The organism is Limnohabitans sp. (genome assembly GCF_034680285.1).
In the GTDB taxonomy this organism is placed as follows: Bacteria; Pseudomonadota; Gammaproteobacteria; order Burkholderiales; family Burkholderiaceae_C; genus Limnohabitans_A.
Map to the genome: position 1 here is coordinate 188,126 of NZ_JAXITC010000002.1, position 25,128 is coordinate 213,253.

General features: G+C 60.8%; 23 protein-coding genes. 13 read left to right on the forward strand and 10 right to left on the reverse strand.

What is annotated here, in order from left to right; genetic code table 11:
• From SWE17_RS02665 to SWE17_RS02685, 5 genes are read left to right on the forward strand one after another with little or no spacing between them, the layout of a single operon-like run.
• Nucleotides 1–591: an alpha/beta hydrolase gene (locus SWE17_RS02665; protein ID WP_322991580.1), complete on the forward strand. Its 591-nt coding sequence runs from the start codon at nt 1–3 to the stop codon at nt 589–591.
• A 2-nt stretch (nt 592–593) separates the two neighbouring features.
• Nucleotides 594–1,511, forward strand: a complete 918-nt coding sequence (locus tag SWE17_RS02670) for a ParB/RepB/Spo0J family partition protein (RefSeq protein WP_322991581.1) — start codon at nt 594–596, stop codon at nt 1,509–1,511.
• A gap of 12 nt (nt 1,512–1,523) precedes the next feature.
• Nucleotides 1,524–3,257 (forward strand): ATP-binding protein, encoded by a 1,734-nt coding sequence (locus SWE17_RS02675; protein ID WP_322991582.1) that lies wholly within the window; start codon nt 1,524–1,526, stop codon nt 3,255–3,257.
• 2 nt (nt 3,258–3,259) lie between these two features.
• Nucleotides 3,260–5,017 carry an ATP-binding protein gene (locus SWE17_RS02680; protein WP_322991583.1) on the forward strand — a complete coding sequence of 586 codons (1,758 nt, stop codon included), beginning with the start codon at nt 3,260–3,262 and terminating at the stop codon, nt 5,015–5,017.
• Nucleotides 5,014–6,189, forward strand: a complete 1,176-nt coding sequence (locus SWE17_RS02685) for a benzoate/H(+) symporter BenE family transporter (protein WP_322991584.1) — start codon at nt 5,014–5,016, stop codon at nt 6,187–6,189. Before SWE17_RS02680 ends, SWE17_RS02685 begins: the two co-directional genes overlap by 4 nt.
• Here the strand turns inward: SWE17_RS02685 and SWE17_RS02690 are convergent.
• The gene (locus SWE17_RS02690) at nt 6,181–7,608 is read right to left on the reverse strand and encodes an FAD-binding oxidoreductase (protein WP_322991585.1); all 1,428 of its coding nucleotides are present in this window, start codon (nt 7,606–7,608) and stop codon (nt 6,181–6,183) included. The two genes, SWE17_RS02685 and SWE17_RS02690, sit on opposite strands and share 9 nt — an antisense overlap.
• Nucleotides 7,609–7,805: 197 nt before the next feature.
• Here SWE17_RS02690 and SWE17_RS02695 point away from each other — a divergent pair, with 197 nt between their 5' ends.
• The 3 genes from SWE17_RS02695 to SWE17_RS02705 all read left to right on the forward strand — a co-directional run bounded on the left by SWE17_RS02695 (nt 7,806) and on the right by SWE17_RS02705 (nt 10,914).
• Nucleotides 7,806–8,384 carry a cob(I)yrinic acid a,c-diamide adenosyltransferase gene (locus SWE17_RS02695; protein WP_322991586.1) on the forward strand — a complete coding sequence of 193 codons (579 nt, stop codon included), beginning with the start codon at nt 7,806–7,808 and terminating at the stop codon, nt 8,382–8,384.
• A gap of 7 nt (nt 8,385–8,391) precedes the next feature.
• Complete coding sequence (locus SWE17_RS02700) at nt 8,392–8,721, forward strand: hypothetical protein (RefSeq protein WP_322991587.1); 330 nt, start codon at nt 8,392–8,394, stop codon at nt 8,719–8,721.
• A gap of 84 nt (nt 8,722–8,805) precedes the next feature.
• Nucleotides 8,806–10,914 (forward strand): acetoacetate--CoA ligase, encoded by a 2,109-nt coding sequence (locus SWE17_RS02705; RefSeq protein WP_322991588.1) that lies wholly within the window; start codon nt 8,806–8,808, stop codon nt 10,912–10,914.
• 44 nt (nt 10,915–10,958) lie between these two features.
• Here the strand turns inward: SWE17_RS02705 and SWE17_RS02710 are convergent, their stop codons facing one another.
• The 3 genes from SWE17_RS02710 to SWE17_RS02720 all read right to left on the reverse strand — a co-directional run bounded on the left by SWE17_RS02710 (nt 10,959) and on the right by SWE17_RS02720 (nt 13,362).
• Complete coding sequence (locus SWE17_RS02710; protein WP_322991589.1) at nt 10,959–11,303, reverse strand: hypothetical protein; 345 nt, start codon at nt 11,301–11,303, stop codon at nt 10,959–10,961.
• 13 nt (nt 11,304–11,316) lie between these two features.
• Nucleotides 11,317–12,294, reverse strand: coding sequence for a 2,3,4,5-tetrahydropyridine-2,6-dicarboxylate N-succinyltransferase (dapD, locus tag SWE17_RS02715; protein ID WP_322991590.1), 978 nt, complete (start codon nt 12,292–12,294; stop codon nt 11,317–11,319).
• Nucleotides 12,295–12,375: 81 nt separating this feature from the next.
• Nucleotides 12,376–13,362: an MDR family oxidoreductase gene (locus SWE17_RS02720; protein ID WP_322991591.1), complete on the reverse strand. Its 987-nt coding sequence runs from the start codon at nt 13,360–13,362 to the stop codon at nt 12,376–12,378.
• A gap of 110 nt (nt 13,363–13,472) precedes the next feature.
• Here SWE17_RS02720 and SWE17_RS02725 point away from each other — a divergent pair, with 110 nt between their 5' ends.
• Nucleotides 13,473–14,726: a serine hydrolase gene (locus SWE17_RS02725; RefSeq protein WP_322991592.1), complete on the forward strand. Its 1,254-nt coding sequence runs from the start codon at nt 13,473–13,475 to the stop codon at nt 14,724–14,726.
• 13 nt (nt 14,727–14,739) lie between these two features.
• On the opposite strand, the gene SWE17_RS02730 is transcribed toward SWE17_RS02725, so the two are convergent.
• Nucleotides 14,740–15,630 (reverse strand): DMT family transporter, encoded by an 891-nt coding sequence (locus tag SWE17_RS02730; protein WP_322991593.1) that lies wholly within the window; start codon nt 15,628–15,630, stop codon nt 14,740–14,742.
• Nucleotides 15,631–15,773: 143 nt separating this feature from the next.
• Between SWE17_RS02730 and SWE17_RS02735 the strand changes: the two genes are divergently transcribed.
• Together SWE17_RS02735 and SWE17_RS02740 are read left to right on the forward strand one after the other, a co-directional pair.
• Nucleotides 15,774–17,354 carry an alkaline phosphatase D family protein gene (locus SWE17_RS02735; RefSeq protein ID WP_322991594.1) on the forward strand — a complete coding sequence of 527 codons (1,581 nt, stop codon included), beginning with the start codon at nt 15,774–15,776 and terminating at the stop codon, nt 17,352–17,354.
• A 117-nt stretch (nt 17,355–17,471) separates the two neighbouring features.
• Complete coding sequence (locus SWE17_RS02740) at nt 17,472–18,095, forward strand: helix-turn-helix domain-containing protein (RefSeq protein WP_322991595.1); 624 nt, start codon at nt 17,472–17,474, stop codon at nt 18,093–18,095.
• 4 nt (nt 18,096–18,099) lie between these two features.
• Here the strand turns inward: SWE17_RS02740 and SWE17_RS02745 are convergent, their stop codons facing one another.
• The 3 genes from SWE17_RS02745 to SWE17_RS02755 form a co-directional block, all read right to left on the reverse strand.
• Nucleotides 18,100–18,522 (reverse strand): universal stress protein, encoded by a 423-nt coding sequence (locus tag SWE17_RS02745; RefSeq protein WP_322991596.1) that lies wholly within the window; start codon nt 18,520–18,522, stop codon nt 18,100–18,102.
• 134 nt (nt 18,523–18,656) lie between these two features.
• Complete coding sequence (locus tag SWE17_RS02750) at nt 18,657–19,517, reverse strand: metallophosphoesterase (RefSeq protein WP_322991597.1); 861 nt, start codon at nt 19,515–19,517, stop codon at nt 18,657–18,659.
• Nucleotides 19,514–20,491 (reverse strand): LysR family transcriptional regulator, encoded by a 978-nt coding sequence (locus tag SWE17_RS02755; RefSeq protein WP_322991598.1) that lies wholly within the window; start codon nt 20,489–20,491, stop codon nt 19,514–19,516. Before SWE17_RS02755 ends, SWE17_RS02750 begins: the two co-directional genes overlap by 4 nt.
• A 147-nt stretch (nt 20,492–20,638) precedes the next feature.
• On the opposite strand from SWE17_RS02755, the gene SWE17_RS02760 reads away from it, so the two are divergent.
• Nucleotides 20,639–21,109, forward strand: coding sequence for a hypothetical protein (locus tag SWE17_RS02760; RefSeq protein ID WP_322991599.1), 471 nt, complete (start codon nt 20,639–20,641; stop codon nt 21,107–21,109).
• A 71-nt stretch (nt 21,110–21,180) separates the two neighbouring features.
• Here the strand turns inward: SWE17_RS02760 and SWE17_RS02765 are convergent, their stop codons facing one another.
• Nucleotides 21,181–22,104, reverse strand: coding sequence for a DMT family transporter (locus tag SWE17_RS02765; RefSeq protein WP_322991600.1), 924 nt, complete (start codon nt 22,102–22,104; stop codon nt 21,181–21,183).
• A 96-nt stretch (nt 22,105–22,200) separates the two neighbouring features.
• Nucleotides 22,201–24,069, reverse strand: a complete 1,869-nt coding sequence (locus tag SWE17_RS02770) for a phosphoenolpyruvate carboxykinase (GTP) (protein ID WP_322991601.1) — start codon at nt 24,067–24,069, stop codon at nt 22,201–22,203.
• A gap of 300 nt (nt 24,070–24,369) precedes the next feature.
• Here SWE17_RS02770 and modA point away from each other — a divergent pair, with 300 nt between their 5' ends.
• Entirely contained in the window at nt 24,370–25,110 is a 741-nt protein-coding gene (gene modA, locus SWE17_RS02775) for a molybdate ABC transporter substrate-binding protein (RefSeq protein WP_322991602.1), read from the forward strand.
• Nucleotides 25,111–25,128: the final 18 nt, after the last annotated feature.

Consider the following 25,128-nt stretch of genomic DNA (forward strand, 5'->3'; position numbering starts at 1 on the left):
ATGACGGCTGCAACCTACGCCACCACTGCCAAGCCAGGTGCAGGCTTGGTTGAGCCGGCGGCCACGGTCTTGATCTTGCCCGGGTGGCAGGGCAGTGGCCCCGGCCATTGGCAAATGCACTGGGCCCGCATGCCGGGCTGCAGCGTTGTGGAGCAAAACGACTGGCAGCACCCGTTGCGCGGCGACTGGCTGGCTCGCTTGGACGAAACGGTGATCGACGCCCCGGGCCCGGTGGTGTTGGCGGCGCACAGTTTGGGCTGCATTTTGGTGGCGGCGTGGGCGGGCGTTTCTCGGCACACGGCCCGCGTGCGTGGCGCATTGTTGGTGGCGCCCGGTGACACCGAAGCCCCCGGTTTGAAAGACCGGCTGCCCGGCTGGTCACCGATTGCCCGGCAAGCACTCCCGTTTCCAAGCATTTTGGTCGGCAGCCAAAACGACCCGTATTGCACGTCAGCCCGGGCCCAAACTTTCGCCCGTGACTGGGGCGCCCGATGGGTGGACCTGGGCGCTGCTGGGCACATCAACGCCGACTCTTCTTTGGGCGAATGGTCAGAAGGCCAGGCGCTTTTGCAAACACTTTTGAAGGATTGACCATGGTCACTAAAAAACCCAAAGGCCTTGGCCGTGGACTGGAAGCTCTGCTGGGGCCCAAAGTGCAAGATGCGCCGGCTGCCGACATGACGGCCGAAACCGGTGTGTCCACCCAGCTCAAACTCGACCAGATGGTGCCTGGCATGTACCAGCCGCGCACTCGCATGGACGAGGGCGCTTTGTATGAGTTGGCCGAGTCCATCAAAGCCCAGGGCATCATGCAGCCGATTCTTGTGCGCCAATTGACCGAAGGCGAGAACGCGGGCAAGTACGAGATCATCGCGGGCGAGCGGCGTTTCAGGGCCAGCAAGTTGGCCGGCCTGGATGCTGTTCCGGTCTTGGTGCGCGACGTGCCCAACGAGGCCGCTGCGGCCATGGCCCTTATCGAGAACATCCAGCGCGAAGACCTCAACCCACTCGAAGAAGCCCAAGGCCTGCAACGCCTCATCAAAGAGTTTGGGCTCACGCACGAAACGGCAGCCCAAGCGGTGGGTCGCTCGCGCAGCGCAGCCAGCAACTTGCTGCGCTTGCTCAATCTGGCCGATCCGGTTCAAAGCATGCTCATGGCGGGGGACCTGGACATGGGCCATGCCCGCGCTTTGCTGTCGCTCGACAAAGCGGCGCAAATCACGGCCGCTAACCAGATTGCCGCCAAAAAACTGTCGGTGCGCGAGGCGGAAAGCCTGGCCAAAAAGCTGGGTGCCGAGTTCAATCTGGTCACCCAAAAACCCAAGAAAGAAAAGTCACGCGACGTGCGCCGCGTGGAAGAAGAGCTGTCAGACCTGCTGATGGCGCAGGTCGAGGTGCGCGTCAAAAAACGCGTCAAGCGCTTGGGCAAGCTCGAAGAGATGGGCGAGCTGAGCATCCAGTTTGGCTCACTCGACGAGCTCAATGGCTTGATCGAAAAACTGCGCGGCTAAGGTAACAGGGCGATGGCTGGTTTCAGCAAGCTCGAGATGCTGCGCAAGCAGCTGAGCAGCTCGCTTTATTTTCGGCAAAGTTTGTTGGCGACCTATCTGCTGGCCGTCAGTCTGAGCTCGTTCATTTTTTACCTGTTCCCGCCCGGCAATTACGCACGCCATGTCAATCTGATTTTTTCAGCATTGACCATCGGCATGTTGCCTCTGGTTCGGGTCCGTGCGCTGTTCACCCCCCTGATTCATCTGGTCACCTTTCTGAGTCTGGTGCTGGTCACTTACATCGCGTCCCAGACGGGGGCCATCAACTCTTCGGCTCTGGTTTGGCTCAATGTCCTGGCGGTTCCCGTGCTCTTGTTGCAAGGGCCGCGTGCCGCTGTGGCATGGATCGTGATTGTGCTGGTGACCCTTTTGATGCTCCTCGTGGGCTCTTTCACGGGCCACTTGGACAGCCACATTCGCCTGACACAGCAAGCGGTGCCTTGGGCGTTCATGAACCAAGCACTGGCCATGGGCAATCTGATGCTGGCGGTGCGGCTTTATGAGTACCTGCATGAGCAGCAAATGCAACAACTGCATGCGCGCAACGCCGAAATTCAGCGCACCCACGAAGCCTTGCTGTTGGCCCAGGCCCACAAGGATGAGTTTGTGGCGGCGGTGGGGCACGAGTTGCGCACCCCCATGAACGCAATTTTGGGCTTCAATGGCGTGCTGCGCCAGGAGCTCGCAGACCGTCCTGAACAGGTGGAGGTGGTGGACCACATACGCCGCTCTACGGGCCATTTGCTGCAGGTGGTCAACGATATTTTGGATTTTTCGCAGCTGCAAGCGGGCAAGCTGATGCTGCACTTCGAAGACTTCGATCTGCAAGCGTTGATGGACGAGGCCCTACAGGCTGACCGCGCCAAGGCGCTCGAAAAAGGCATTGGATGGCGCGGCACAATCGACCCAGCGTTGCCTGCGCGCGTGCGCGCCGACCGACAGCGCCTGCTGCAGATCTTGCGCAACCTGTTGGGTAACGCACTCAAGTTCACGCCGAGAGGCGAGGTACTGCTGCACATCCATGCCGGCCATGACCGCCTGAACTTTGAGGTGCGTGACACCGGGCGCGGCATTGCGCTGGACCAGCAGGCCCACATTTTCCGGCGATTTGAACATGCCGATGTGCAGACCACCCGCGCTTACGGGGGGACCGGCCTGGGCTTGTCCATTTGCGAAAAACTGGTGCAACTGCATGGCGGCCAGATCGGTGTGCGCAGCCTCGACGGCCAGGGCGCCACGTTCTGGTTCCATGTGCCTCTGTTGCAAGCCCCAACAGGACCCACCACGCTGCAGCTGGACGAGGCCTTGCCCGAGAACGAAGCCCTGCGCATTTTGGTGGTGGACGACAACGCCATGAACCTGATGGTGGCCCGGCTCCAAATTCAAAAATGCTGGCCCCGCGCGGACATTGTCACGATCGACAGCGCGGCCAAAGCTTTGGCCCTGCTGGACGAGCAGACGTTTGATGTGGCCCTGGTCGACATGATCATGCCCGACATGGACGGCATGGCGTTGACCCGCCAAATCCGCCAGCAGTTCCCTGCCATTACTGCCCGCATGCCCATCATTGCACTCACCGCCAACACCAACCCGGTGGAGCGCCAGCGTTGCATGGACGCGGGCATGGACGATGTGCTCGACAAACCGATGGATCTGCAGACCTTGGTGCGCAGTGTGAGCCGCCATGTGTTGAAGGCGAGGGTTTGAACATGCAGATCAAAGGCGTTTTACAGCGCGGTTTTGAGCGACAGGTTGCCCGCTTGCCCAGGGCATACCGTGAAGGCAAGATGCCCTACATCGTGTTTTTCGTGACGGTGGTCATCGCCATCTTGCTGGTGTACTCGGCCATCAGCCCGTACCACAATGCGACGCCTTTGTTCTTGTCGATGGCTGCTTGGCTTACGCTGCTGTTGGTGTTGGTCAACTACGGCATGCCCTTGTCTTGGGGTGTGCATTTGGGAACAGCGGCGGGTGCCTGTGTGCTGACCTATGCGGTTTGGAACGCTGGGGGCGTATTTTCTCCGCGGCTGACGTGGCTATTGATCCTGCCACTGACTCCTTTTTACGTCATCAGTCGCCGTGCTGGCTTGGCCTGGATGCTGCTGGTATGGGTGGGGCAGGCGGCCTTCGCATTGGCCAATCATTTTGGTCTGCTTCCTCCGTTTGAGCCGGGGCCCGAGCACGCCTTGTCCTCTTGGGTCACCTTCAGTCTGGTGACCGGCATGCTCATCATCGTGCCCCTGATCTACGACCGTTTACAGACCATGGCGTTGAAGAAAAGCCTGCGCTACCAGCAGGAGCTCGAGACCAAACGCCACGAGTTGGAGTTGGCGCTGCATATGCGCGAGCACTTCATCGCCACAGTGAGCCACGAGCTGCGCACGCCGATGAACGCGATTCTGGGCTTCAACGCTTTGTTGCTGTCCAATGTCGAGGGCAAGCCCGAAGCGCTCAAGGTGCTCAACCACACCCGCCAGTCGGCCGACCACCTGATGACGGTGATCAACGACATCCTCGACTATTCGCAGCTGCAGGCGGGCAATCTGGTGGTGCAGCCCGAAACTTTTGAATTGCGCCGTGTGGCCGAGCACGCTTTTGAGCTTTTCAAACCACGCGTCAACAGCATGGAGCTGAACTACCGCATCGAGTTGGACCAACAACTGCCTGCTTGGGTCCACACCGACCGCCACCGCCTGATGCAGGTGCTGGTTAACCTGCTGGGCAACGCACTCAAGTTCACCCACCAAGGCTCAGTGGTGCTGCGTGTGCAGTGGCAAAACCCGGGCGTACTCTTCTCGGTGCAGGACACGGGCATTGGCATTCCCACGGAACGTCAGCTCAACATTTTTAAGCGATTTAGCCAAGCCGAAGACGACACGCAGGCCCGCTACGGTGGCAACGGCTTGGGCCTGGCCATTTCGCAAAAACTGGCCCATCTGCTCGGTGGTGAGATTGGCTTTGAAAGCGAGCAGGGGCATGGCTCGCGGTTCTGGCTGCATTTGCCATTGACAGCTGCCGCTGCGCCGACCAAGTCATTCGAAAAACACCAACAGTTGCTGCAAAGCGCCGATCGGCCCTGGACTTTTTTGGTAGCCGATGACCATCCGGTCAATCGCTTGCTGCTCAAGCAAGTCTTGAAAAACGCATGGCCGAACAGCGTGGTGCTGGAGGCGGTGGACGGGCAAAAGACCTTGGACGTTTTGCACGCGCAAACGGTGGACATGGTCTTCATGGACATGGTCATGCCTGTCATGGACGGCATCGATGCAACCCGGCTCATCCGCCAAGACGCCATCGACCGCATCCGTCGGGTTCCCGTGCTGGGTTTGACGGCCAATGTGAACCCTTTGGAGTTGGATCGCTTCAAGGCCGCAGGACTCAGTGACGTGATGCTCAAACCTTTTGAGCCTGCTGAGTTGTGTCACCGGGTCGAGTCCTTGCTCTTGAACATGGGCAACCCCACATGAGGCGCATTTGGCGTGACTTTTCGGTTTCCACTTGGATGGCCGGCTTTGTGGCGGTGCTGGTGGGCTTCACCAGTTCTGCTGCGATTGTGTTTTCTGCCGCGCAAGCTTTGGGCGCTACGCCTGAACAAACGGTGTCCTGGATGTGGGCACTGGGCATCGGCATGGGCGTGACCAGTTTGGGTTTGAGCCTGTGGTACCGGCAGCCTGTTTTGACGGCATGGTCCACGCCCGGTGCAGCGGTTTTGGCCGTGAGCCAAGGCGTGACCTTGCCGGAGGCCACAGGTGCTTTCATGGTGTGCGCCTTGTCGACCATGGCCGTGGGTTACAGCGGCTGGTTTGAGCGCTTGATGAACAAAATCCCTTTGGCCTTGGCCAGTGCCTTGCTGGCTGGGGTGTTGGCGCGCTTTGCGCTGGACGCTGTCGGTGCGGTTGCGCATGCGCCCGCGCTGGTGATGGCCATGACCGTGGCTTATGTGTTGGGCCGACGCTGGTGGCCGCGCTGGTCGGTGCCTGTGGTGTTGCTGGTGGGGATGGGTGTGGCGGCCTTGCAAGGCCAGCTGCGCATGTCCAGCATCGACTGGTCTTGGGGCTTGCCCGTATGGGTCAGTCCAACTTGGAGTTGGGCGGCCATGGTCGGCGTGGCGTTGCCGCTTTTTGTGGTGACCATGGCCTCACAAAACTTGCCTGGCGTGGCTGCGCAACGTGCTTCGGGTTTTGATATTCCGGTGTCCCCTGTGGTCGGGGCGACCGGTTTGGCCAGCTTGGTCTTGGCCCCATTTGGGGGTTACGCGCTCAATTTGGCAGCGATCACAGCGGCGATCTGCATGGGCAAAGAAGCCCACACCGACCCAACACGCCGCTATACCGCTTCTGTCTCTGCCGGGGTTTTGTACATCGCTTTGGGCTTGGCCGGCGGCACGATCGTCAGCCTGATGGCCGCCTTTCCGCAAGCGCTGGTGTTGGCGGTGGCAGGCCTGGCATTGCTCGGCACCATCGCCTCGGGTTTGTCGGTGGCGTTCAAAGACGAGCAGCAACGCGATGCGGCCCTGCTGACATTCTTGGTGACGCTGTCGGGTCTGACCCTGGCCGGCGTGGGCTCAGCCTTTTGGGGCGTGGTGGTGGGTGGTTTTGCGCAGTGGTTTTGGACGCGGCGCCAAACGGCCTCACATTGAAAAAATCTTCCCCGGGTTCATGATGTTGTGCGGGTCCAGCGCCCGTTTGATGGTGCGCATCATGTCCACTGCGCCTTCGCCGGTTTCGGTGCGCAAGAAGTCCATCTTGTGCAGGCCAATGCCGTGCTCGCCGGTACAGGTGCCGCCCAAGCGCAGCGCCCGGCTGACCAATTGTTGGTTTAGTGCTTCGGCGGTTTCGCATTCCTGTGGGTTGTTCGGGTCGATCAAATAGCCGAAGTGGAAGTTGCCGTCACCCACGTGGCCGACCAAAAAGTAGGGCAGGCCGCTGGCATCGGTTTCGGTGATGGAGTCCAGCAGGCAATCGGCCAGGCGGCTGATGGGCACGCAGGTGTCGGTGCTGATGGCACGGCAGCCCGGTTTGCTCTGGATGGCCGCAAAGTAGGCGTTGTGCCGTGCGGTCCACAGGCGGGTGCGCTCTTCAGGTGTGGTGGCCCATTCAAACGCATTGCCGCCAAATTCGCTGGCGATTTCTTGCACCGTTTCGGCTTGTTCTTTCACGCCTGCAGGCGAGCCGTGGAATTCCATCAGCAGCATGGGCTCTTCGCGCAGGCCCAGCTTGGCGTACTGGTTGACCATGCGCACGGTGTTGTGGTCGATCAGTTCCACGCGGGCGATCGGCACGCCCAGCTGAATGGTCTGGATGACCGCCCGAACCGCCGCTTCGATGCTGGGGAAGGAGCAAATGGCCGCCGAGATGGCTTCGGGCAAGGGGTAAATGCGCACGGTGACTTCGGTGATCACGCCCAAAGTGCCTTCGCTGCCCACCATCAGGCGCGTCAGGTCGTAACCCGCGCTCGACTTTTTGGCGCGGGTGCCGGTGCGAATCACCTCGCCCGCTGCGGTGACCACTTCCATTGCCAACACGTTCTCGCGCATGGTGCCGTAACGCACCGCGTTGGTGCCGCTGGCGCGTGTCGCGCTCATGCCGCCAAGGGTGGCGTCTGCGCCGGGGTCGATCGGGAAGAACAAGCCGGTGGACTTGATCTCTTCGTTGAGTTGCTTGCGCGTCACGCCCGGTTGCACCGTGACCGTCAGGTCTTCTGCGTTGATGGTCAGCACCTTGTTCATGCGTGTCAGGTCAATGCTGATACCGCCTTGCACCGCCAGCAAATGGCCTTCGAGCGAGGAACCCACACCAAACGGGATCACCGGCACTTTGTGCTCGGCGCACAGCTTCACCGCATCGGCCACATCCTTGGTGTTTTCGGCAAACACCACCGCAGCCGGTGGCGGCACATGCGTGAAGGCCGACTCGTCACGGCCATGCTGCTCACGGATCACCAAGGCGGTGGAGCAGTTGTTGCCAAATCGGGCTTTCAGCGCCGTCAAAAAAGCTTCGGGCACAGCGCGTTGAGCGATTTCGGGGGCCAGGTGGGCGGCGGGTGTGGGGGCGTTCATGGTGTCTCCTGAAGCGGCGGTTAGAACCCGCCATGCATGCTAAACGGCAGTTTACGCCGCAAACAGTGTCTTTGCTGTCCTTTGTCAGACAAGCCAAGGGGACTTGGTCGACAATAAAGCCTTGTTGCAGGAGCCCATGTCTGTGGGCATTTCATTCATTCCCTGCACGCTTGAGCGAATAAAAAGAAAGCAACACCATGGGCAACCGACTTACACAAATCGCCACCCGCACCGGCGACAACGGCACCACCGGCTTGGGTAACAACCAGCGCGTGTCGAAAAACAGCCTGCGCGTGCACGCCATGGGCGAGGTGGACGAGCTCAACTCCCACATCGGCTTGCTGCTTTGCGAGGACATGCCCGCTGATGTGCGCGACTTGCTGGTGGAAGTGCAGCACCAGCTTTTCAATTTGGGTGGCGAGTTGTCGATTCCCGGGTTTGAGTTGCTCAAAGAAGAGGCTGTAGCGGCATTGGACGAGGCCCTCGAAAAATACAACGCACAGCTGCCCAAGCTCGAAGAGTTCATCTTGCCTGCAGGCACACGCGGCGCGTCGCAGGCCCATGTGTGTCGCACCGTGGCCCGCCGTGCAGAGCGCGCTTGTGTCGCCTTGGGCAACGAAGAAGCGCTCAACGACACCCCGCGCCAGTACCTGAACCGCTTGTCAGACCTGATGTTTGTCCTGGCCCGCGTGCTCAACCGCTTGAATGGCGGTGACGATGTGTACTGGAAAAGCCAGCGCATGAGTCAAGACGACAAGTCCAAGCCTTCGGCTTGAGATGTTCATGCGTTTCGCAAGTCTCGGGCTCTTGTTGTGGGCGATGCTCAGCCCAGCATGGGCAGCACCGTCTGCGGTGGTCTTGAGTTGCGCCGTGGCTTACATGCCCCAGCGCAGCACTTGGGTGCGGGAGGTGCGCATCGATTGGGATAAAAAAGCCATTCGCCGCTTGCGCATCGACGGCTTGGAGCCTTATGGTTTTTCTCTGGTGCCGAATGGCGTGATGACTGCGGTAGACAACGAGCGCATCCAAATCGACCTGAGTACACGGCAATGGCAAAGTGATTTTCGGGGCCATGCCACAGGCCAAGGCCGCTGCGAAACGGTGCCGGGCTGACGCGCCAATGCACTGTCACCTAGGTGCATGTTTCAGGGTTCTTGCGCGTGACAGCGGTGCACGGGCGCTGATACCCTGCAGCCCATGAACACCGCGACAACACCTCCTGTTTCTGTCACTGACGCCCCTCCTTATTTGCCGCAAATCCGGGTGTACCAAAACTGGCTGCGCGACAAGCGTGGCCTGAGTTTTGCCACCTACAACGACCTCTGGCGTTGGTCGGTGACCGAGCTGGACGCGTTTTGGCAAAGCATTTGGGATTACTTCGACTTCCAGTCGCCCACGCCTCACACCGCGGTGCTCGCCAACAACGTGATGCCCGGTGCCAAGTGGTTTCCGGGTGCCCAAACCAACTACGCTCACCAAGTCCTGCGCCATGTGCAGCCCGCGCATGACGCAGGGTTTTTGGCCGTCATCAGCCACAACGAAAAAGGCCTGCGCCGTGAGATGACTTGGCCCGAGCTGCGCCGCCAGGTCGCCGCCATGGCGCTGCACCTGCAGGCCCAAGGTGTGCAGCCAGGTGACCGCGTGGCGGCGTATCTGCCCAATATCCCCGAGGCCATGGTGGCGTTTTTGGCCACCGCCAGTGTGGGCGGCGTGTGGAGCATTTGCGCCCCCGACATGGGCACCAACGCGGTGCTCGACCGGTTCAAACAGATCGAGCCCAAAGTATTGATTGCGGTCGACGGCGTGAGCTACGGTGGGCGCGACTTTGACCGCATGGGCGTGGTGCAGGAGTTGCGTGATGCTTTGCCCAGCGTGCAACACGTCATCATTCACGACAACCTGGGCACCTTGGATCTGACCAACTGCGATGTGGGCAGCAGCGTGCAGATGTCGGCGATCATCGCGCGGGATGACGCCGAAGTGCAGGTCTTTGAGCCGATGTGGCTGCCCTTTGACCACCCGCTGTGGATTGTGTATTCGAGCGGCACCACTGGCTTGCCCAAGCCCATCGTCCACGGCCATGGCGGCACGGTGATCGTGGCGCTGGCCAACAAAATTTTGCACAACGATATCGGTTGCAGCTACCACCCCAACAGCTGGGGCGAGCGCTTTCACTGGTACAGCTCGACCGGCTGGGTGATGTGGAACGCACAAGTCGCGGGCCTGCTCAACGGCGTGACCTGCGTGATCTACGACGGCAACCCCGGCGGCAGCAAAGACAACCCGGACTGGGGCATTTTGTGGCGCATGGCGGCGCAGGAAAAAGTCACGTTTTTTGGCGCAGGCGCAGCCTACTTTGCCAATTGCCACAAAGCCGGTTTGGACATTTCCCGCAGCGGCGACCTGTCCCTGATCCGCGCCTTGGGCACCACCGGATCGCCCTTGTCGGCCGACACACAAACTTGGGGCGTGGAGCAATTCAAGGCCATTGGCACCGACATCTGGTGGTGCAACATTTCGGGCGGCACTGACTTTGCAGGCGCCTTTGTGGGTGGCCACCGCGAACTGCCGCAGGAGCCTGGCGTCATGCAATGCCGCGAACTCGGCTGCGCGGTCGAGGCCTGGAACGAAGCCGGTGAGCCGGTGATCGGCGAAGTGGGCGAGTTGGTCTGCACCCAGCCCATCCCGTCCATGCCGCTGTACTTTTGGAACGACAAAGACAACGCCCGCTATCTGGCCAGCTACTTTGAGATGTATCCCGCAGGCCATGGACGCCAACCTGGCGGCGGCGACGGCCCGGCCAGCATGGGCGGGGTGTGGCGACACGGCGACTGGCTGCGCATTGGCGACGCCAGTGGTCAGGGCGAAGGCTGTGTGATTTTTGGCCGCAGCGACGCCACCATCAACCGCTATGGCCTGCGCATGGGCACCAGCGAGCTTTACAGCGCCGTCGAAGCCTTGCCTGAAGTCATGGACTCGATGGTCGTCGACCTGGAGTACTTGGGCAAAGAAAGCTACATGCCGCTGTTTGTGGTGCTGCGCCCGGGCACGGCGTTTGACGAGACGATCAAAGCCAAGCTCAACAACGCCATCAAGGTGGCGCTCAGCCCGCGCTTCATACCCAACGAGATCTTTCAGGTGGCCGAGATTCCTCGCACCCTGTCCGGCAAGAAGCAGGAACTGCCGATTAAAAAACTCATGCTCGGCCAGCCCCTCGAAAAAGTGGTTAACCGAGACGCCATGGCCAACCCAGGGTGTCTGGACTGGTATGTGGAATTGGCCAAGCAGCATTTGGCCAAGGTGTAAACCGTTTCACTCGTCTTGCGCTCACAAGGCCTGAGCGCAGGACATCAAGGCGTTTGGCGTCTGAACAAACGCAAAAACGGTGCCAGTGCAACGCTTTTGATACGGCCAAACAAGGCAAGCAAACGGGTGACCAAAGCCCCTCTTTGGCCAAAAATGCGGCGCTGCGGATCGGCCTGTGGTTTGGGCAAATTCCAGCGGCTTCCTGGGCCCCAGATGCTGGTCACCACCAAATGAAGTGCTGCCAACAACAGCAGCACTTGCAAGCCAAACAGGAAGACAAAGCCCCATGCAAGATCTGGCCACAGCTTTCGCATCAGCCACATGACCAAGGGCAGCAACAAACTGGCCGATGCGGCCAGCTTGACGCTCGAGGAAAGCCGTTCCAGCATGGCTTATACGGATTCAGTTCTTGTGCAACTCGGCGTTCAACTCGCCCCAGCTCTTGTTGCGCGGAATGGCGTGCAAGGCGCCCGACTGTGAATCGCGGCGGAACAGGATGCCGTTTTTGCCGGACAGCTCTTTGGCTTTCATGACCGAGCCATCGGGCATCTGAACGCGGCTGCCGCCAGTGATGTAGCAACCCGCTTCCACAATGCAGTCGTCGCCCAGCGAAATGCCGATGCCCGCGTTGGCGCCCAGCAAGCAGCGCTTGCCGACCTTGATGACTTCTTTGCCGCCACCCGACAGCGTGCCCATGATGGACGCGCCGCCGCCGATGTCGCTGGCGTCATCGACCACCACGCCCGCGCTGATGCGGCCTTCGACCATGCTGGCGCCCAGCGTGCCCGCATTGAAGTTGCAAAAGCCTTCGTGCATGACCGTGGTGCCGCTGGCCAGGTGTGCGCCCAGGCGCACGCGGTCGGCGTTGGCTATGCGCACGCCGGACGGGATCACGTAGTCGGTCATCTGTGGGAACTTGTCCACGCCTTTGATTTCCAAAATTTGGCCAATGGCGCGGGCCTTCATGCGGGCGGCAGGCACTTCGCTCACGGCGCAAGGGCCAAAGTTGGTCCAGGCCACGTTGGCCAGCAGGCCAAAAATGCCGGTCACGTTGGCGCCGTGCGGCAACACCAGGCGGTGGCTCAGCAAGTGCAGTCGCAGGTAAGCGTCGTGGGTGTCGGCAGGCGCGTCGGCCAGCGACTTGATCTCGGTTCGCACAGCCACCACGGTGGTGCTGCGCACAGCGCAGGCACTCAGCGCCTTGGCCACGTCAGCGCCCAGGGCCGCCACAGCTTCGGCTTCGGTCAGTCGGGTGCTGCCGCTGGCGGCCACATCGCCAGCCAATTCGGGGGCAGGGAACCAGGTGTCCAGCACGGTGCCGTCAGCGGCGAGGGTGGCCAGGCCCGTGGCGCGTGCGCCGGTGGTTTGGAAAGTGCTCATGGGGTGCTCCGCAAAAGAAGGCCCGCCAGGATCTGAACAGGGCGGGCCGTTGAAAATCAGAAGGCGTGATTATCGGGGACTTCAGCGGTTGACGTTCACCACCACCCGCCCACGCACCTGCCCGGCCAGAATTTCCGCCCCCAAGCCGATCGCGTCGGCCAGGCCCACTTCGCGGGTCATGCGCTCCAGCTGCGCGGTGTCCAGGTCTTGGGCCAAACGTGCCCAGGCTGCTTCGCGCAAAGCCCGAGGGGCCATCACGCTGTCGATACCCGCCAGAGTTACGCCGCGCAAGATGAAGGGCGCCACGCTCGACGGAAAGTCCATGCCTTGGGCCAGGCCGCAGGCCGTGACCACGCCGCCGTATTTCATGCTGGCGCAGGCATTGGCCAGCGTGTGGCTGCCCACGGTGTCAACCACGCCCGCCCAGCGCTCTTTGGCCAGGGGTTTGCCGGGGGCAGACAACTCTGCCCGGTCCATCACGTCGGATGCGCCCAGCTGGCGCAGGTAGTCGGCTTCTTGCATGCGGCCTGTGCTGGCCACCACGCGATAACCCAGCTTAGCCAACAGCGCGATCGCCACGCTGCCCACGCCGCCGCCCGCACCGGTGACCAAAATGTCGCCACTGCCGGGTGTGACGCCGTGCTTCTTAAGCGCCATCACACACAGCATGGCGGTGTAACCGGCGGTGCCAATGGCCATAGCCTGGCGCGGGGTGAAGGCATTGGGCAACTTGACCAGCCAGTCCCCTTTCAGGCGCGCTTTTTGCGCCAAGCCGCCACTGTGGCTCTCGCCCACGCCCCAGCCGTTGAGCACGACTTTTTCGCCCACATTGAACAGTGGGTGCTGGCTCTCGGTCACGGTACCCGACAGGTCAATGCCTGGTGTGAGCGGGAACTTGCGTACGACGGGCGATTTGCCGGTGATGGCCAGGCCGTCTTTGTAGTTGAGGGTGGAGTAGTCCACCTGGACCGTCACGTCGCCTTCGGGCAAGGCGCTGTCATCGAGCGTTTGCAGCGTGCAGCGGTAACCGGCGTCGTCTTTGTGGATTTGCAGGGCTTGGTAGGTCATGGGCGGCGTTCCTGAAAGATGCGTAACTGTGCACCAAAACAGGTCCACGGGGTAGCGATGGTCGTCACCTGTGCGCTAGCATGTCATGGACTGAAAGGATGGCCATGCGCATGAACCGATTTTTCATTGGGGTGTGTTTCTTCTGGAGTATTGGGCTGACATCGGTAGTTGCCGCGCCCGACGAAGCCGCGCTGTGCAAAGACCAGGGTTACCCCGTGGGCAATCCACGCAACTGGTTTTTTGACGAATGTGTGCGGGTGGGCTCATTCACGCACTATGCCGAAATTCCCGGACTGATGGGTGGGCGCGCAAATGTCATGGCACCCGCCGAGCAGCCTTTGGCCTTGCCCAAAGCCGCACAAGAGCCCGCTTACCGTTGGAGTGTCGATGCGCTCAAAGGGCTGACCGTCGACGACTACATGAACCGCCAGCGGGTCATGGCTTTGTTGGTGATCAAAGATGGCGTCATCCAGGTCGAGCGCTACCAATATGAGCGCAACGCCCAGCAGCGTTTTTTGTCCAATTCGATGGCCAAGACCATTGCGGCCATGGCGGTGGGTTTGGCGCTGCGCGAGGGGCGCATCCAGTCACTCGATGACCGCGCCGACCGCTATGCCCCGTCGCTTGCAGGCACGCTGTACGGCGAGACCACGGTGCGCAATCTGTTGCGCATGGCCTCGGGCGCGAAATTCGAAGAACGCTACGACGGCAAGGACGATTTGGCCCGCTACGGCATGGCCGCATTCCGAGGTGGGGCGGCAGAAGGGGCCCGCGTGATCACTGAAAGATTGCACCCGCAGGGGCAGTTTTTCAATTACGCCAGTGCCGAGACCGACATGCTGGCCTTGGTCATGCAAGGCGCCACAGGCCAAACGCTGAGCAGCTATTTGCAAAGCCGCTTGTGGCAGCCCATGGGCGCAGAGACCTCCGGACTGTGGCGTGCCGGGGCCAACGGGCTCGAACGTGCCGGCGGCAACTTCAACGCCACCGCGCGTGACTACGCCCGGCTGGGGGTGTTGTTGGCCAACGATGGCCAGCGCCCTGACCGTCCCGACTTGGGCGATATATTGCCCCGCGACTTTCTATTGGAGGCCACAGACTGGAAGCAGCACCCGCAGGCCTTTGCGCCGCGCAAGGCCACGCCTTATTACGGCTATGGCTATCAGGTGTGGACTTTCCCTGGCCAGCAGCGCCGCTTTGCCTTGTTGGGCGTTTACGGGCAAGCCATTTATGTGGACCCGGCTCAAAAGTTGGTGATGGTGCACTTGGCGGCCAATGCCACGGCCAAGGCAGGGCAAACCAGCATGGGTCGCGAGATGGGCTCGCTTTGGTACGGCCTGGTGACCCACTACGGAAAGTGGTGAGGGCTGAACGCCTTCAGCGTTTGTTGACCAACACGATGCCCACGGCCACCAGCGCCAGAGACAGCGCCAACGTCAGGGTCACGGCCTCGCCCAGCCAGAGCATGCCAAACAGCAAGGCGAACAGCGGCGTCAGAAAGACAAAGGCCGAGATCTTGGTGGCGGGGTAGTGGCCCAGCATCCACATCCAGGCCAAGTAGCTGGCGAATGCCCCGCCCACGGTTTGCAGCGCCACCGAGCCCATGGCAAAGCGGCTCCAAGTGCCACTCCAGGGTTCGCCCAGCAGATGCGACAGCAGGAGCAGGACCACGGTGCTCACGGCCAACTGGTAAAACAGCAGTTTTTCTGCGGCCAGTCGCGTGAGGTTGGCCGCCCGAATGGCCACCGTGGTCAGGCCCCACAAGGCCCCGGCGGCCAGGCCCATCAGGTCGCCCGTGGCCCCGCCGCCGCCAAAACCTTCGCGCAGGGCAAAGACCACGGCGGCAAACGCGCAAGCCATGCCCAGCCACTGCACGGGCCGCAGCCGCTCTGTGCGGATGAAGAATGGCAGCAAGGCTGCCACCCAAAAAGGTGAGGTGTACAAAAACACCGTCAGCCGCGAGGCCGCCGTCTGCTGCAGCCCAATGTAAATGAAGGCAAACTCTGCCGCAAACAAGCAGCCCACCAGCAAACCCGCCCACAAGCTGCCATCGCGCTCAAACAGGCGCACCCCGCGCCACTGGCACCACAGCCACAGCAGCAAAGTGGCCCCCACGCCGCGCACGGCCGACTGGAACACGGGGGGCAATTCGGCCACCGTGGCTTTGACCAGCACTTGTTGAAAGCCCCAAAACATGCAGCACACCAGCAAGATGCCCACGGCCAGGGCGTCAAGGTGGTCTTTTCGGGGTCGGGTCGAAGTGCTCATGCAGCCCATTGTGTCGCCGCCGAGCCTGCACGTCTGTCACCTCGAGGCAAGTGGCACTTCGGCAGGCCAGCATCAAGTGTCAAGAAGTGCCCGGTTAACATGCCCATTGAATTTCTCCCACACGACCTGAACGCCCTGCCGACATGAAACAAGCCAAGATGTCTCGCCGAGAAGTGCAGCGCCGGGCCTTGGCCCTGGCCTTGATGCCCTGGCTGGGCGCGGGCGCACAGGCGCAGTTGCTGCAGGGCGCTGTTTTGGGCCATGGGCCGCGCTGGCAAGTGGACCCTTTCAGTTTGGGCGTGGCCAGTGGCCAGCCGCAGCCCAGCAGTGTGGTGTTGTGGACACGCTTGCGCATCCTTGATGCCGATGCGGCCTTGAAGGCGCAAAGCCTGGAGGTGGTGTGCGAGGTGTTTGCCGATGCGGCCTTGCGCCAACCGGTTCGCCAGTGGCGCGTGCAAACCGATGCCTCCAGAGCGCACAGCGTGCATGTGGTGGCCAGTGGTTTGCAGCCGGGCCGACCTTACTGGTACCGTTTTGTGTGCGGGAACGCCATGAGCCCCGTGGGCCGTGCACGCACCAGTCCTGGCTTGGAAGACCCGGTGGACCGTTTGCGCATTGCCTTGGCTTCTTGCCAGCATTACGAGCAGGGCTACTTTGTCGCTCACCGCGAGATGGCCCAGCGGGACCTCGACTTGGTGCTGTTTGTGGGCGATTACATCTACGAAAGCTCCAACCCACAGTACATGCTGCGCAAACATTTGGGTGTCGTGCCCAGTTTGCTCAGCGAGTACCGTGAGCGGCATGCCCAGTACAAAAGCGATACCGATTTGCAAGCCTGTCACGCGGCGCATACCTGGGCCATGACTTGGGACGACCACGAGGTGGTCAACGATTACGCCAACGACCTGGACCGCAACTTCACTGCTCCGCAGAGCTTTTTGCGTCGGCGGGCGGCGGCTTATCAAGCTTATTTTGAGCACATGCCGCTGCGCCTGGGCCCTGACCCGGTCAATGCCAGCCAAATGCGCATCCATGACCGCATGGCTTGGGGCAAACTGGCCGACTTGTGGACGCTGGACTGCCGCCAGTACCGTGACCACCAGGCTTGTCTGGACCCGAATCGGGGCGGCGGTCGCGTGGTGGTGTCTTGTGACGCTTTGACCGATCCAGCGCGCAGCATGTTGGGGATGGCGCAAGAGCAGTGGATTCACGAGGGGCTGACCCGCAGTCAGCGGCGCTGGAAGCTGGTGGCGCAATCTACCCAAATGAGTTCAAGTGGCGTGAACACCCCTTTGGGGCGCAGTGCTTTCACCGATGGTTGGGACGGTTATCCGCAGGCGCGCGCCAGGCTCTTGGGGACGGTGGCTCAGGCGGGGGTGCAAAACGTGGTGATGCTGGGCGGCGATGTGCACATGAACGTGGCTGCCCAGCTGCGCGTGCAAGCCAACGATGAACGTTCGCCCGTGGTGGCCAGCGAGATCGTGACCACCTCGGTCACGTCACGCGGTCTGGGTGCGAAGTTGCTGGCCCAAATCCGTGACAGCAACCCCGACATTGCCCATGCCCGTTCGGATGAGCGGGGATACACCTTGCTGGATGTGCGGCCCGAAGGCATCAGTGCTGAGTTCCGGACCACGGCCAATCCCGCGCGGGTGGACGGGGTGTTCAAGACCCAAGCCCAGTACGCCATTCGCTCGGGCGTGGCCGGGGTGCAAAAAGCCTGATGGGGCGTCGCTCAGGCGGCTGCCCCTGCGCCGTCATGTGAACACTTTGTTTTGGTTGAGGGCGACTCAGTAATGACCCGATGGTATTTTTTTAGACTTGCGGGCTAGAATCTGATCATGAACACCCAAGCACCGACCTTGCCTAAAAAGTCCTTCAAGATCCAGATGTTGGCCGCCCGCGAGACGGCGATCATCCAATCCGTGAACCGCTTGTTGGCCGAAAAAGGCTTTGATGCGATGACGGTGGACGAAGTGGCTGCAGAGGTGGGCATTGCTAAAGCTAGCCTGTACAAACACTTCACCAGCAAGGAAGAGCTGGCTTGTGCCGCCATGGTGACGGCCATGCGCAAAGCGCAAGAGTTCATCCAGTCTTTGCCCGCTGAGCAAATGGCCATGGACAAAATCAAGGCGGTGACGCGTTGGACCATGACACTCAAGCTCCAAGGCTTGATGCCTTCTTTGCCCAGCCAAAATTCCAGTCTGCGTGCCACGTTGATGGGCAGCAAAGACTACATGGATGGCTTGATGGAAGTCAGCGAAGCGCTGGGCGGCTGGATCGAAGAGGCGCAGGCCAAGGGCCACATCAACAAGGCCTTGCCTGCGGTGGCGGTCTTGTACACCTTGTTCGCCCGCGCCTGCGACCCGGTGCTGGAGTTTCTCAAAATGGGCGAGCAGCACACCGAAGAGCAAATCCTCGATCTGGTGATGAGCACTTGCTTTGATGGGCTGAGCGCCCGCTGAGTCTTCAGCGCACCAACAAAACGGGCACTTTGCAGTGCGCCAGCACTTGGGTGGCGACGGAGCCCATGACCAGGTTGCCCAAGGTGCCGTGGCCGTGTGAGCCCATGACCAACAAGTCGAACTTGCCGCTGTCGGCAAATTTGGAAATGGTTTCGCCCGCATGGCCAATTTTGGACACGGTTTTCGCATCGATGCCGTGGCGCACCAAGAACTTGGTGACGGGTGACAACACTTTTTCGGCTTCTTCGCGCTGGTAGGCCTCAACGACATCCTTGCCCACAACCGAGCGTGCGCGTGGGGGCAGTTGAGGGTTCACGGTCAGCAAGGTGTAGCTGTTGTGCGGGCCAAAAAGCGCCTCATGTGTGGCCAGGTAGGCCAGCATTTTTTTGGTGAATTCACTGCCATCGACGGCCAATAAGATTTTCATCACGGACTCCTGTTGCGACTCAAAACAAGCGTTCACTTTAGGCTTGGCTATGTTTGAAGGCCTTGACCTAAGTCATGAGAACAGGAGCTTCGCAAGAGGCCGGTACACCAGTGCGTGCGCGGCTGCCCTCTTTTTCAAATAGCCCATGTGGCTTGGGCTTTGAATTGCACTTGTTCGTTTTTGCGGGCATAGCCCAAGGGGTTGGCGACCACACGGCAGCCGTGGTGGGTGTAGTCGCTGGCGCAATGCAAATGCCCATGTAGCCACAGCTGTGCCTGGGGCAGCCAATGGTCGAGTGCGTTGCAAAAACCTGCCGTACCGGGGACGTGGCCGTAGCGGGGGTCGGCGCTGTGCAGGCTGGGTGCAAAGTGGGTGACCACCACGGTGGGTCCGTCAAACGGGGTGTTCAGGGCTTGGCTCAGCCAGTCTTGGCATTGCAGGGCTTGCTCTCGCATTCCTTCGGCCAGCCAAGGCTCGCCGTGCCTCGTGGTCAGGGTTTTGCGCAGGTAATAGTTGGCGGCCCGAAACGCTTTGTCCCGGGCTTTGAGGTGGCGGGTGTATTGGCTGTTGGGGTGGCTGAAGTGCGCCGGGATTTTCTCGGGCAAGGCTTGACCCGCCAGCGGCCCGAGCGCGTCAAAGTCGGTCCACAGTGTGGTACCCACAAAGCGCACGCCGCCCAGTTGCAGCACTTCGCGCTCGAGCCAAGTGATGCCCAGTCGGGCGCAGGTTTCTTGCAGTCGGGCGTGGGCTTCGTCGAAGTCCAAGCCGTCGTATTCGTGGTTGCCGGGCACAAACAGCACTGGCGTGGGCCAGCCGTGGTTTGGAGAAAATCGTTGCAGACCAAAGTCGGTATCGCCTGCGGCGCTGAGTGCAGAGTCTGTCTGGTACGAGCCGATGTCGCCCGCCAACACCAGCACATCGGCACCTTCTGCCGGGGTGGGCATGAAGTTGGGGTTCGACTCCAGGTGCAGGTCGGAGAGCAATTGGATGTTCATCTCAATTCCTGTGCCGAGAACGCGGCTTGCGCCACCTGCAGCAGTTGGCCGCGCAGCCATTGGTGCGCGCTGTAGTGTTGTTGTCGGCGGTGCCAAAGTGCTTCCACATGCACGGGGGGCACGTTCAGTGGCAATTCCCGCAGCACGAGTTGGTCACCCATGCCCGTGGTGGGCACAAAGTGGCGCGGCAGCACCGTGAGCAGGTCGGAGTTGACCACCACTTGCCCGGCCGTGAAAAACTGGTTCACCGTCAGCACGATGCGCCGCTGGCGGCCAATGCTGGCCAGGGCTTCATCGACAAAACCATAGGGGCGGCCCGAAAAACTCACCAGCAAATGGCGGGCTGAGCAATAGGCGTCGAGCGTCATGGGTTGGTCCGCCATGGGGTGCCCTTGTCGCATGACACAGACGTATTCACCCGCGTACAGTCGCTGGTGCTCAAAGGACACGGATTCGCCCGCTTGTGCACGCCCGGTCAGATCGGTCAACACGGCGGGGAAGTAGCCCAATGCGATGTCGGCCACGCCCTCAGCGAGAAGGCTGCGCGGGTCGCGTGTGGTCAGGGGCACCACCCGCAGCGACACGCCGGGTGCTTCGCTTTGCAATTGACGCGCCAATCCGCCCATGAGTTCTGCAGCCGTGGCATCGGCCATGGCCAAAATGAGCGTGTTGCTGGCCTCATGGGGCACAAAAGTGCTGGGCACGATGGCCTCTTGCAACTGGCGCAGCGCCTCGCGCACGCTGGGCCACAGCGCCAGCGCACGCGGTGTGGGCTCAATGCCGTGGCCATGCCGTCGAACCAGTTCATCGTCCAACGCATCGCGCAACCGGCGCACAGCATTGCTGACGGCCGGTTGGGTCAGCGAGAGGTTGTGGGCGGCACGCGTCAGGCTGCGCTCGGCCATGACTTCGTCAAATATCCGAAGCAAGTTGAGGTCAAGTGTGCGAAACGACGCGGGTATGGATGAGTTCAAGCAATCACCTTTGATGTATCACCATTATGAATGAATATCATCATGAATATAAAGTTGAATCGCATGGGTAAAAACCCTATGATCCCGTTATTGAGTTTGCCGTTTTGAACTGCCAAAAGCAAAAACGTCCAATTAAGGGAATTAAAAATGAATACCACCACCCAATCTGTTTTAGGCGCTGCGCCTACCATTCAAGCAGCCACCGCAGCACCCCGTTCATCCACCAAAACCTTGGCCTCATGGATGCTCGCCGCTGGCGTCGCTGCCTTGGTGGTTTTGGCCGACCACCTGATCGACGACTGGGCCGATACGCATGTGTTGGCTGCTTGGCTGGCGCTGTGGGCGGTGGCGGTTGTGGCGATTGCCGCACTGCGCGGTGTGAGTCGGCTCTTGGCGCAAAACCTGATGACAGGTTTGGACGGCTGGTCTGCCCATGTGGCCCGTCGCCGTGCCGATGAGCGTTTGTGGGCCATGGCCCAAAACGACAGCCGTTTGATGACCGATTTGCAAACCGCGATGGACCGTGCAGAGGACAGCCAAGCGCCTGCCACAGACTTGACGACTTACATGACCCGCCGCGCAGCACGCATGGTCAAAAACCGCCTTTATTACATCTGATCGCTGTTTAAGATCCAGGTGCCTTGTGCACCTGTTCATGCAAAGGCCTCCATTCCGAGGCCTTTTGCTTTTCAGGTGACAGCTTTGACCGCTGTCGGCTTGGACGCCAGGTAGATGCCGGGCAAAATCAAGGCGGCACCCGCGACATGGTGCCAGCCCAATGACTCGCCCAGGACGGCCCAGGCGGTCAGGCCGCCATACAGCGGCCCCAGGTACAAGCTGGCAGCGACTCGGCTCGCCCCCAACACTTTCTGGCAAAAACCATAGGCCCAATAAGCGCCCACGCCCGGTACCAACCCAGCGACCACGACCAAAAGCGTGGCTTGCCAGCTCCAAGCGGGTGTCGACGTTTGTTGCCATTCCCAAGCGGCAAAGGGCAAAAGCACCAGCACCCCGCCTGCGCAGATGGCGGCCAAACGTGCCGTTGCACCCAGCGGGCTGGCCCATTTTTTTTGCAGCAATGCAAAACCGGCCCATGAGACCATGGCCAGCACGATCCAGCCATCCCCTGCAATCCACTGCACTTGGCCCAAGGTGCTCCATTGACCTTTGACGACAACATGGAAGACGCCGGACATGGCGATCAACACGCCCAAGCCTTGCCGCCAGGAAAACCGTTCGCCCAGCCAAAGCACTGCTGCCAAAGCGATCAACACTGGCGAGGCGGCATAAATCAGGGCGATGTTCATGGCGCTGGTGGTTTGCGCACCTTCGTAAACCCAGGCCCCGCAAACCAGCATGCCCAAAGCGCCCAGCACCAAGTACTGTCCAGCGTGCGCCAGGGTGCTGCGGCGTTCGCGCCAGAGTTCACTGCGCGCAATGAAGCCCACGATCAAGCCCGCCAGAGCCCAACGCCCCAAAGCCAGCATGTGCGGTTCCACCACGCCGGAGGCGGTTCGGGCGACGATGTAATTGACGGACCACAGCGCAGGCGTGACCCACAAGAGCCAAAGGGCCCGGCGTTCTCGGGATTCGGGGGTGTTCAGAAACGGCATAAGAGTGCCAATTGTGCAGTCGAAAAAAAACCGCCCGGGCTTGAAACCTGGGCGGTTTTTTTGTGCCGCGCCTTTGGGGCGCGGTATCGCCGAGATTTAAGTGGCCAGCTTGGCCTGCAAAGCCGCCTTGGTGTCCAGCAGCGCTTGAGGCAAGTGGTAGCTCAGTTGGGCAAAGTGCTCATCGTGCAGCTTGAACTCGGCTTGCCAGGCGGCAGCGTCGATGCTGGTCACGGCTTTGAATTGCTCGGCGCTGAAGTCCAGACCGGTCCAGGTGATTTCGCCATAAGTGGGGGCCACGCCGAACATAGTGTCTTGGCCAGCGGCTTTACCTTCCAGACGGTCGATCATCCACTTCAGAACGCGCATGTTGTCGCCGTAGCCGGGCCAGACAAACGAGCCGTCTTCGCCCTTGCGGAACCAGTTCACGCAGTACATGGCGGGCAGCTTGTGGCCAGCGGCCTCAGCCTTGGCGCCGGTGTCGAGCCAGTGCTGGAAGTAGTCGCTCATGTTGTAGCCGCAAAACGGCAGCATCGCGAACGGGTCGCGGCGCACCACGCCTTGCGCGCCAAAGGCGGCAGCGGTGGTCTCGGAGCCCATGGTCGCGGCCATGTAAACGCCTTCGGTCCAGCTGCGTGCTTCGGTGACGAGCGGCACGGTGGTCGAGCGGCGGCCACCAAACATGAAGGCGTCGATCGGCACGCCCGCAGCGTCGTCCCAGGCGGGGTCGAGTGCGGGGTTGTTGGCAGCAGCCACGGTGAAGCGGGCGTTGGGGTGAGCGGCCTTGGCGCCGGTCTCTTTGGCGATCTGGGGGGTCCAGTCCTTGCCTTGCCAGTCGATCAAATGGTCGGGCAGCTTGCCGGTGTCTTTTTCCATGCCTTCCCACCACACGTCGCCGTCGTCCGTCAGGGCCACGTTGGTGAAGATCACGTCCTTGTGCAGGCTCAGCATGCAGTTGGGGTTGGTCTTCATGTTGGTGCCAGGGGCCACGCCAAAGTAACCGGCTTCGGGGTTGATGGCGTACATCTTGCCGTCGGTGTGCGGCTTGACCCAGGCGATGTCGTCACCGATGGTGGTCACGCTCCAGCCTTCAAAGGCCTTGGGTGGCACCAGCATCGAGAAGTTGGTTTTGCCGCAGGCGCTGGGGAAAGCCGCTGCGACATGGTACTTTTTGCCTTCGGGGTTGGTCACGCCCAAGATGAGCATGTGCTCGGCCAACCAGCCTTGCTCGCGGCCCATGTTAGAGGCAATGCGCAGCGCAAAGCATTTCTTGCCCAGCAGCGCGTTGCCGCCGTAGCCCGAACCGTAAGACCAGATCTCGCGGGTCTCAGGGTAGTGCACGATGTATTTGGTGGTGGGGTTGCAAGGCCAGCTGGTGGTGTCTTTTTGGCCAGCAGCCAAAGGTGCGCCCACGGTGTGCATGCAGGGCACGAATTCGCCGTCGCTGCCCAGCACGTCAAACACGGCTTTGCCCATGCGGGTCATGATCTTCTGGTTGACGGCGACGTAAGCGCTGTCGGTCAGCTCGATGCCGATGTGGCTGATGTGCGAACCCAGCGGGCCCATGGAGAAAGGCACCACGTACATCGTGCGGCCAGCCATGCAACCGTCAAACAGCGGGTTCAGCGTAGCGCGCATTTGCGCGGGTTCCATCCAGTTGTTGGTCGGGCCCGCGTCTTCTTTTTGGGCCGAGCAGATGTAGGTGCGGTCTTCTACGCGGGCCACGTCTGAAGGGTCAGAGCAAGCCAGGAACGAGTTGGCGCGCTTGGCGGGGTTGAGCTTTTTGAAGGTGCCGGCAGCGACCAGCTCGGCGCACAGGCGGTCGTATTCTTCTTGCGAGCCGTCACACCAATAAATGTTGGCTGGTTTGCACAGGGCGGCCATTTCGGCAACCCAGGCGATCAGCTTGGCGTTCTTGACGTAAGCGGGCGTATTGAGGTTCAGGCCCTGCATCACGGGTGAGTTCATGGGAAAGCTCCAAAGTTTAAAAATCGTTTTTTCAAAAACCCTGAGCAGGGGCTTTGAAAAAACGGCTGCTTGGCTGAGATACTGGGTGACCAACCCAAATGGGTTCTGTAACGGCTTGGTAACCTGCGGGGTCTCGATTTTAGGGAGCCTGCCTGTTGTGTGCCTGTCAGTTGTGACCAAAACACCTTTATATCTATGCAAAAAATGCATAACCCAATTTTGCCTCAATTAACGCGATCAAAGACTCAAGGGCGCAGGCAGAACTTGTTAGCGGCTGGCGCGGTCTTGCTTTTGGCGACCATGGCCCCTTGGTTGGCCCAAGCCCAAACCAAAGCGCCTATGCCAGAGCGCATCAAAATCGCAGCCGCCAGTAACTTGAAGTTTGTACTGGCTGACTTGGTAAGCCAGTACAAGCAACAAACCAGGGTTCAGGTGGAGGTGAATTTGGGTGCGTCCGGTAACTTGGCGCGGCAAATTTTGCAAGGCCTGCCGGTCGAGCAATTCATCTCGGCCGATGAGGCATGGGTGGCCGAATTGGTCAAAGCCGGACGCACAGTGGATGCCGGGCAGCGCTACGCCACGGGGCGCTTGGCATTGATTCTGCCTAAAAATTCAGCACTGCCTTTGAGCCAAGGTTTGGCGGCAGTTGTCCGCGCCATGAAGCCGGGGGATAAATTCGCCATCGCCAATCCGGCGCTGGCGCCTTATGGCGTAGCTTCCGAAGAGATCTTGCAGCGAGCAGGAGTCGGTCCATTGCCCACTGCAAACAAGGTGTTGGGGGACAACATTGGCCAAGCCACGCAGTTTGTGGCCACGGGCGCGGCGCAGGCGGGCATCACCGCATTGGCATTGGCCCAAGCCCCCGAAATCGCCGTCCATGTGCAGGCCATGCCTTTGCCCACTGACTTGCACGCGCCCCTTCACCACCGCATGGTGTTGCTCAAGGGTGCTGGCCAAGCGGCAACAGATTGGCATCGGTTTTTGTTGAGCCCATCCGCACAAGCGGTGTTTGTACGTCATGGTTACGCCTTGCCGCAATAATCAGGTTTCACCCTCAAA

Coding starts and splice junctions, on each gene's coding strand:
- modA (WP_322991602.1), top strand. CDS start 24,370: ATGGCCCCTTGGTTGGCCCAAGCCCAAACCAAAGCGCCTATGCCAGAG.
- SWE17_RS02705 (WP_322991588.1), top strand. CDS start 8,806: ATGAACACCGCGACAACACCTCCTGTTTCTGTCACTGACGCCCCTCCT.
- SWE17_RS02730 (WP_322991593.1), bottom strand. CDS start 15,630: ATGAGCACTTCGACCCGACCCCGAAAAGACCACCTTGACGCCCTGGCC.
- SWE17_RS02675 (WP_322991582.1), top strand. CDS start 1,524: ATGGCTGGTTTCAGCAAGCTCGAGATGCTGCGCAAGCAGCTGAGCAGC.
- SWE17_RS02695 (WP_322991586.1), top strand. CDS start 7,806: ATGGGCAACCGACTTACACAAATCGCCACCCGCACCGGCGACAACGGC.
- SWE17_RS02770 (WP_322991601.1), bottom strand. CDS start 24,069: ATGAACTCACCCGTGATGCAGGGCCTGAACCTCAATACGCCCGCTTAC.
- SWE17_RS02740 (WP_322991595.1), top strand. CDS start 17,472: ATGAACACCCAAGCACCGACCTTGCCTAAAAAGTCCTTCAAGATCCAG.
- SWE17_RS02680 (WP_322991583.1), top strand. CDS start 3,260: ATGCAGATCAAAGGCGTTTTACAGCGCGGTTTTGAGCGACAGGTTGCC.
- SWE17_RS02725 (WP_322991592.1), top strand. CDS start 13,473: ATGAACCGATTTTTCATTGGGGTGTGTTTCTTCTGGAGTATTGGGCTG.
- SWE17_RS02690 (WP_322991585.1), bottom strand. CDS start 7,608: ATGAACGCCCCCACACCCGCCGCCCACCTGGCCCCCGAAATCGCTCAA.
- SWE17_RS02665 (WP_322991580.1), top strand. CDS start 1: ATGACGGCTGCAACCTACGCCACCACTGCCAAGCCAGGTGCAGGCTTG.
- SWE17_RS02710 (WP_322991589.1), bottom strand. CDS start 11,303: ATGCTGGAACGGCTTTCCTCGAGCGTCAAGCTGGCCGCATCGGCCAGT.
- SWE17_RS02735 (WP_322991594.1), top strand. CDS start 15,774: ATGAAACAAGCCAAGATGTCTCGCCGAGAAGTGCAGCGCCGGGCCTTG.
- SWE17_RS02750 (WP_322991597.1), bottom strand. CDS start 19,517: ATGAACATCCAATTGCTCTCCGACCTGCACCTGGAGTCGAACCCCAAC.
- dapD (WP_322991590.1), bottom strand. CDS start 12,294: ATGAGCACTTTCCAAACCACCGGCGCACGCGCCACGGGCCTGGCCACC.
- SWE17_RS02670 (WP_322991581.1), top strand. CDS start 594: ATGGTCACTAAAAAACCCAAAGGCCTTGGCCGTGGACTGGAAGCTCTG.
- SWE17_RS02760 (WP_322991599.1), top strand. CDS start 20,639: ATGAATACCACCACCCAATCTGTTTTAGGCGCTGCGCCTACCATTCAA.
- SWE17_RS02765 (WP_322991600.1), bottom strand. CDS start 22,104: ATGCCGTTTCTGAACACCCCCGAATCCCGAGAACGCCGGGCCCTTTGG.
- SWE17_RS02685 (WP_322991584.1), top strand. CDS start 5,014: ATGAGGCGCATTTGGCGTGACTTTTCGGTTTCCACTTGGATGGCCGGC.
- SWE17_RS02720 (WP_322991591.1), bottom strand. CDS start 13,362: ATGACCTACCAAGCCCTGCAAATCCACAAAGACGACGCCGGTTACCGC.
- SWE17_RS02700 (WP_322991587.1), top strand. CDS start 8,392: ATGCGTTTCGCAAGTCTCGGGCTCTTGTTGTGGGCGATGCTCAGCCCA.
- SWE17_RS02745 (WP_322991596.1), bottom strand. CDS start 18,522: ATGAAAATCTTATTGGCCGTCGATGGCAGTGAATTCACCAAAAAAATG.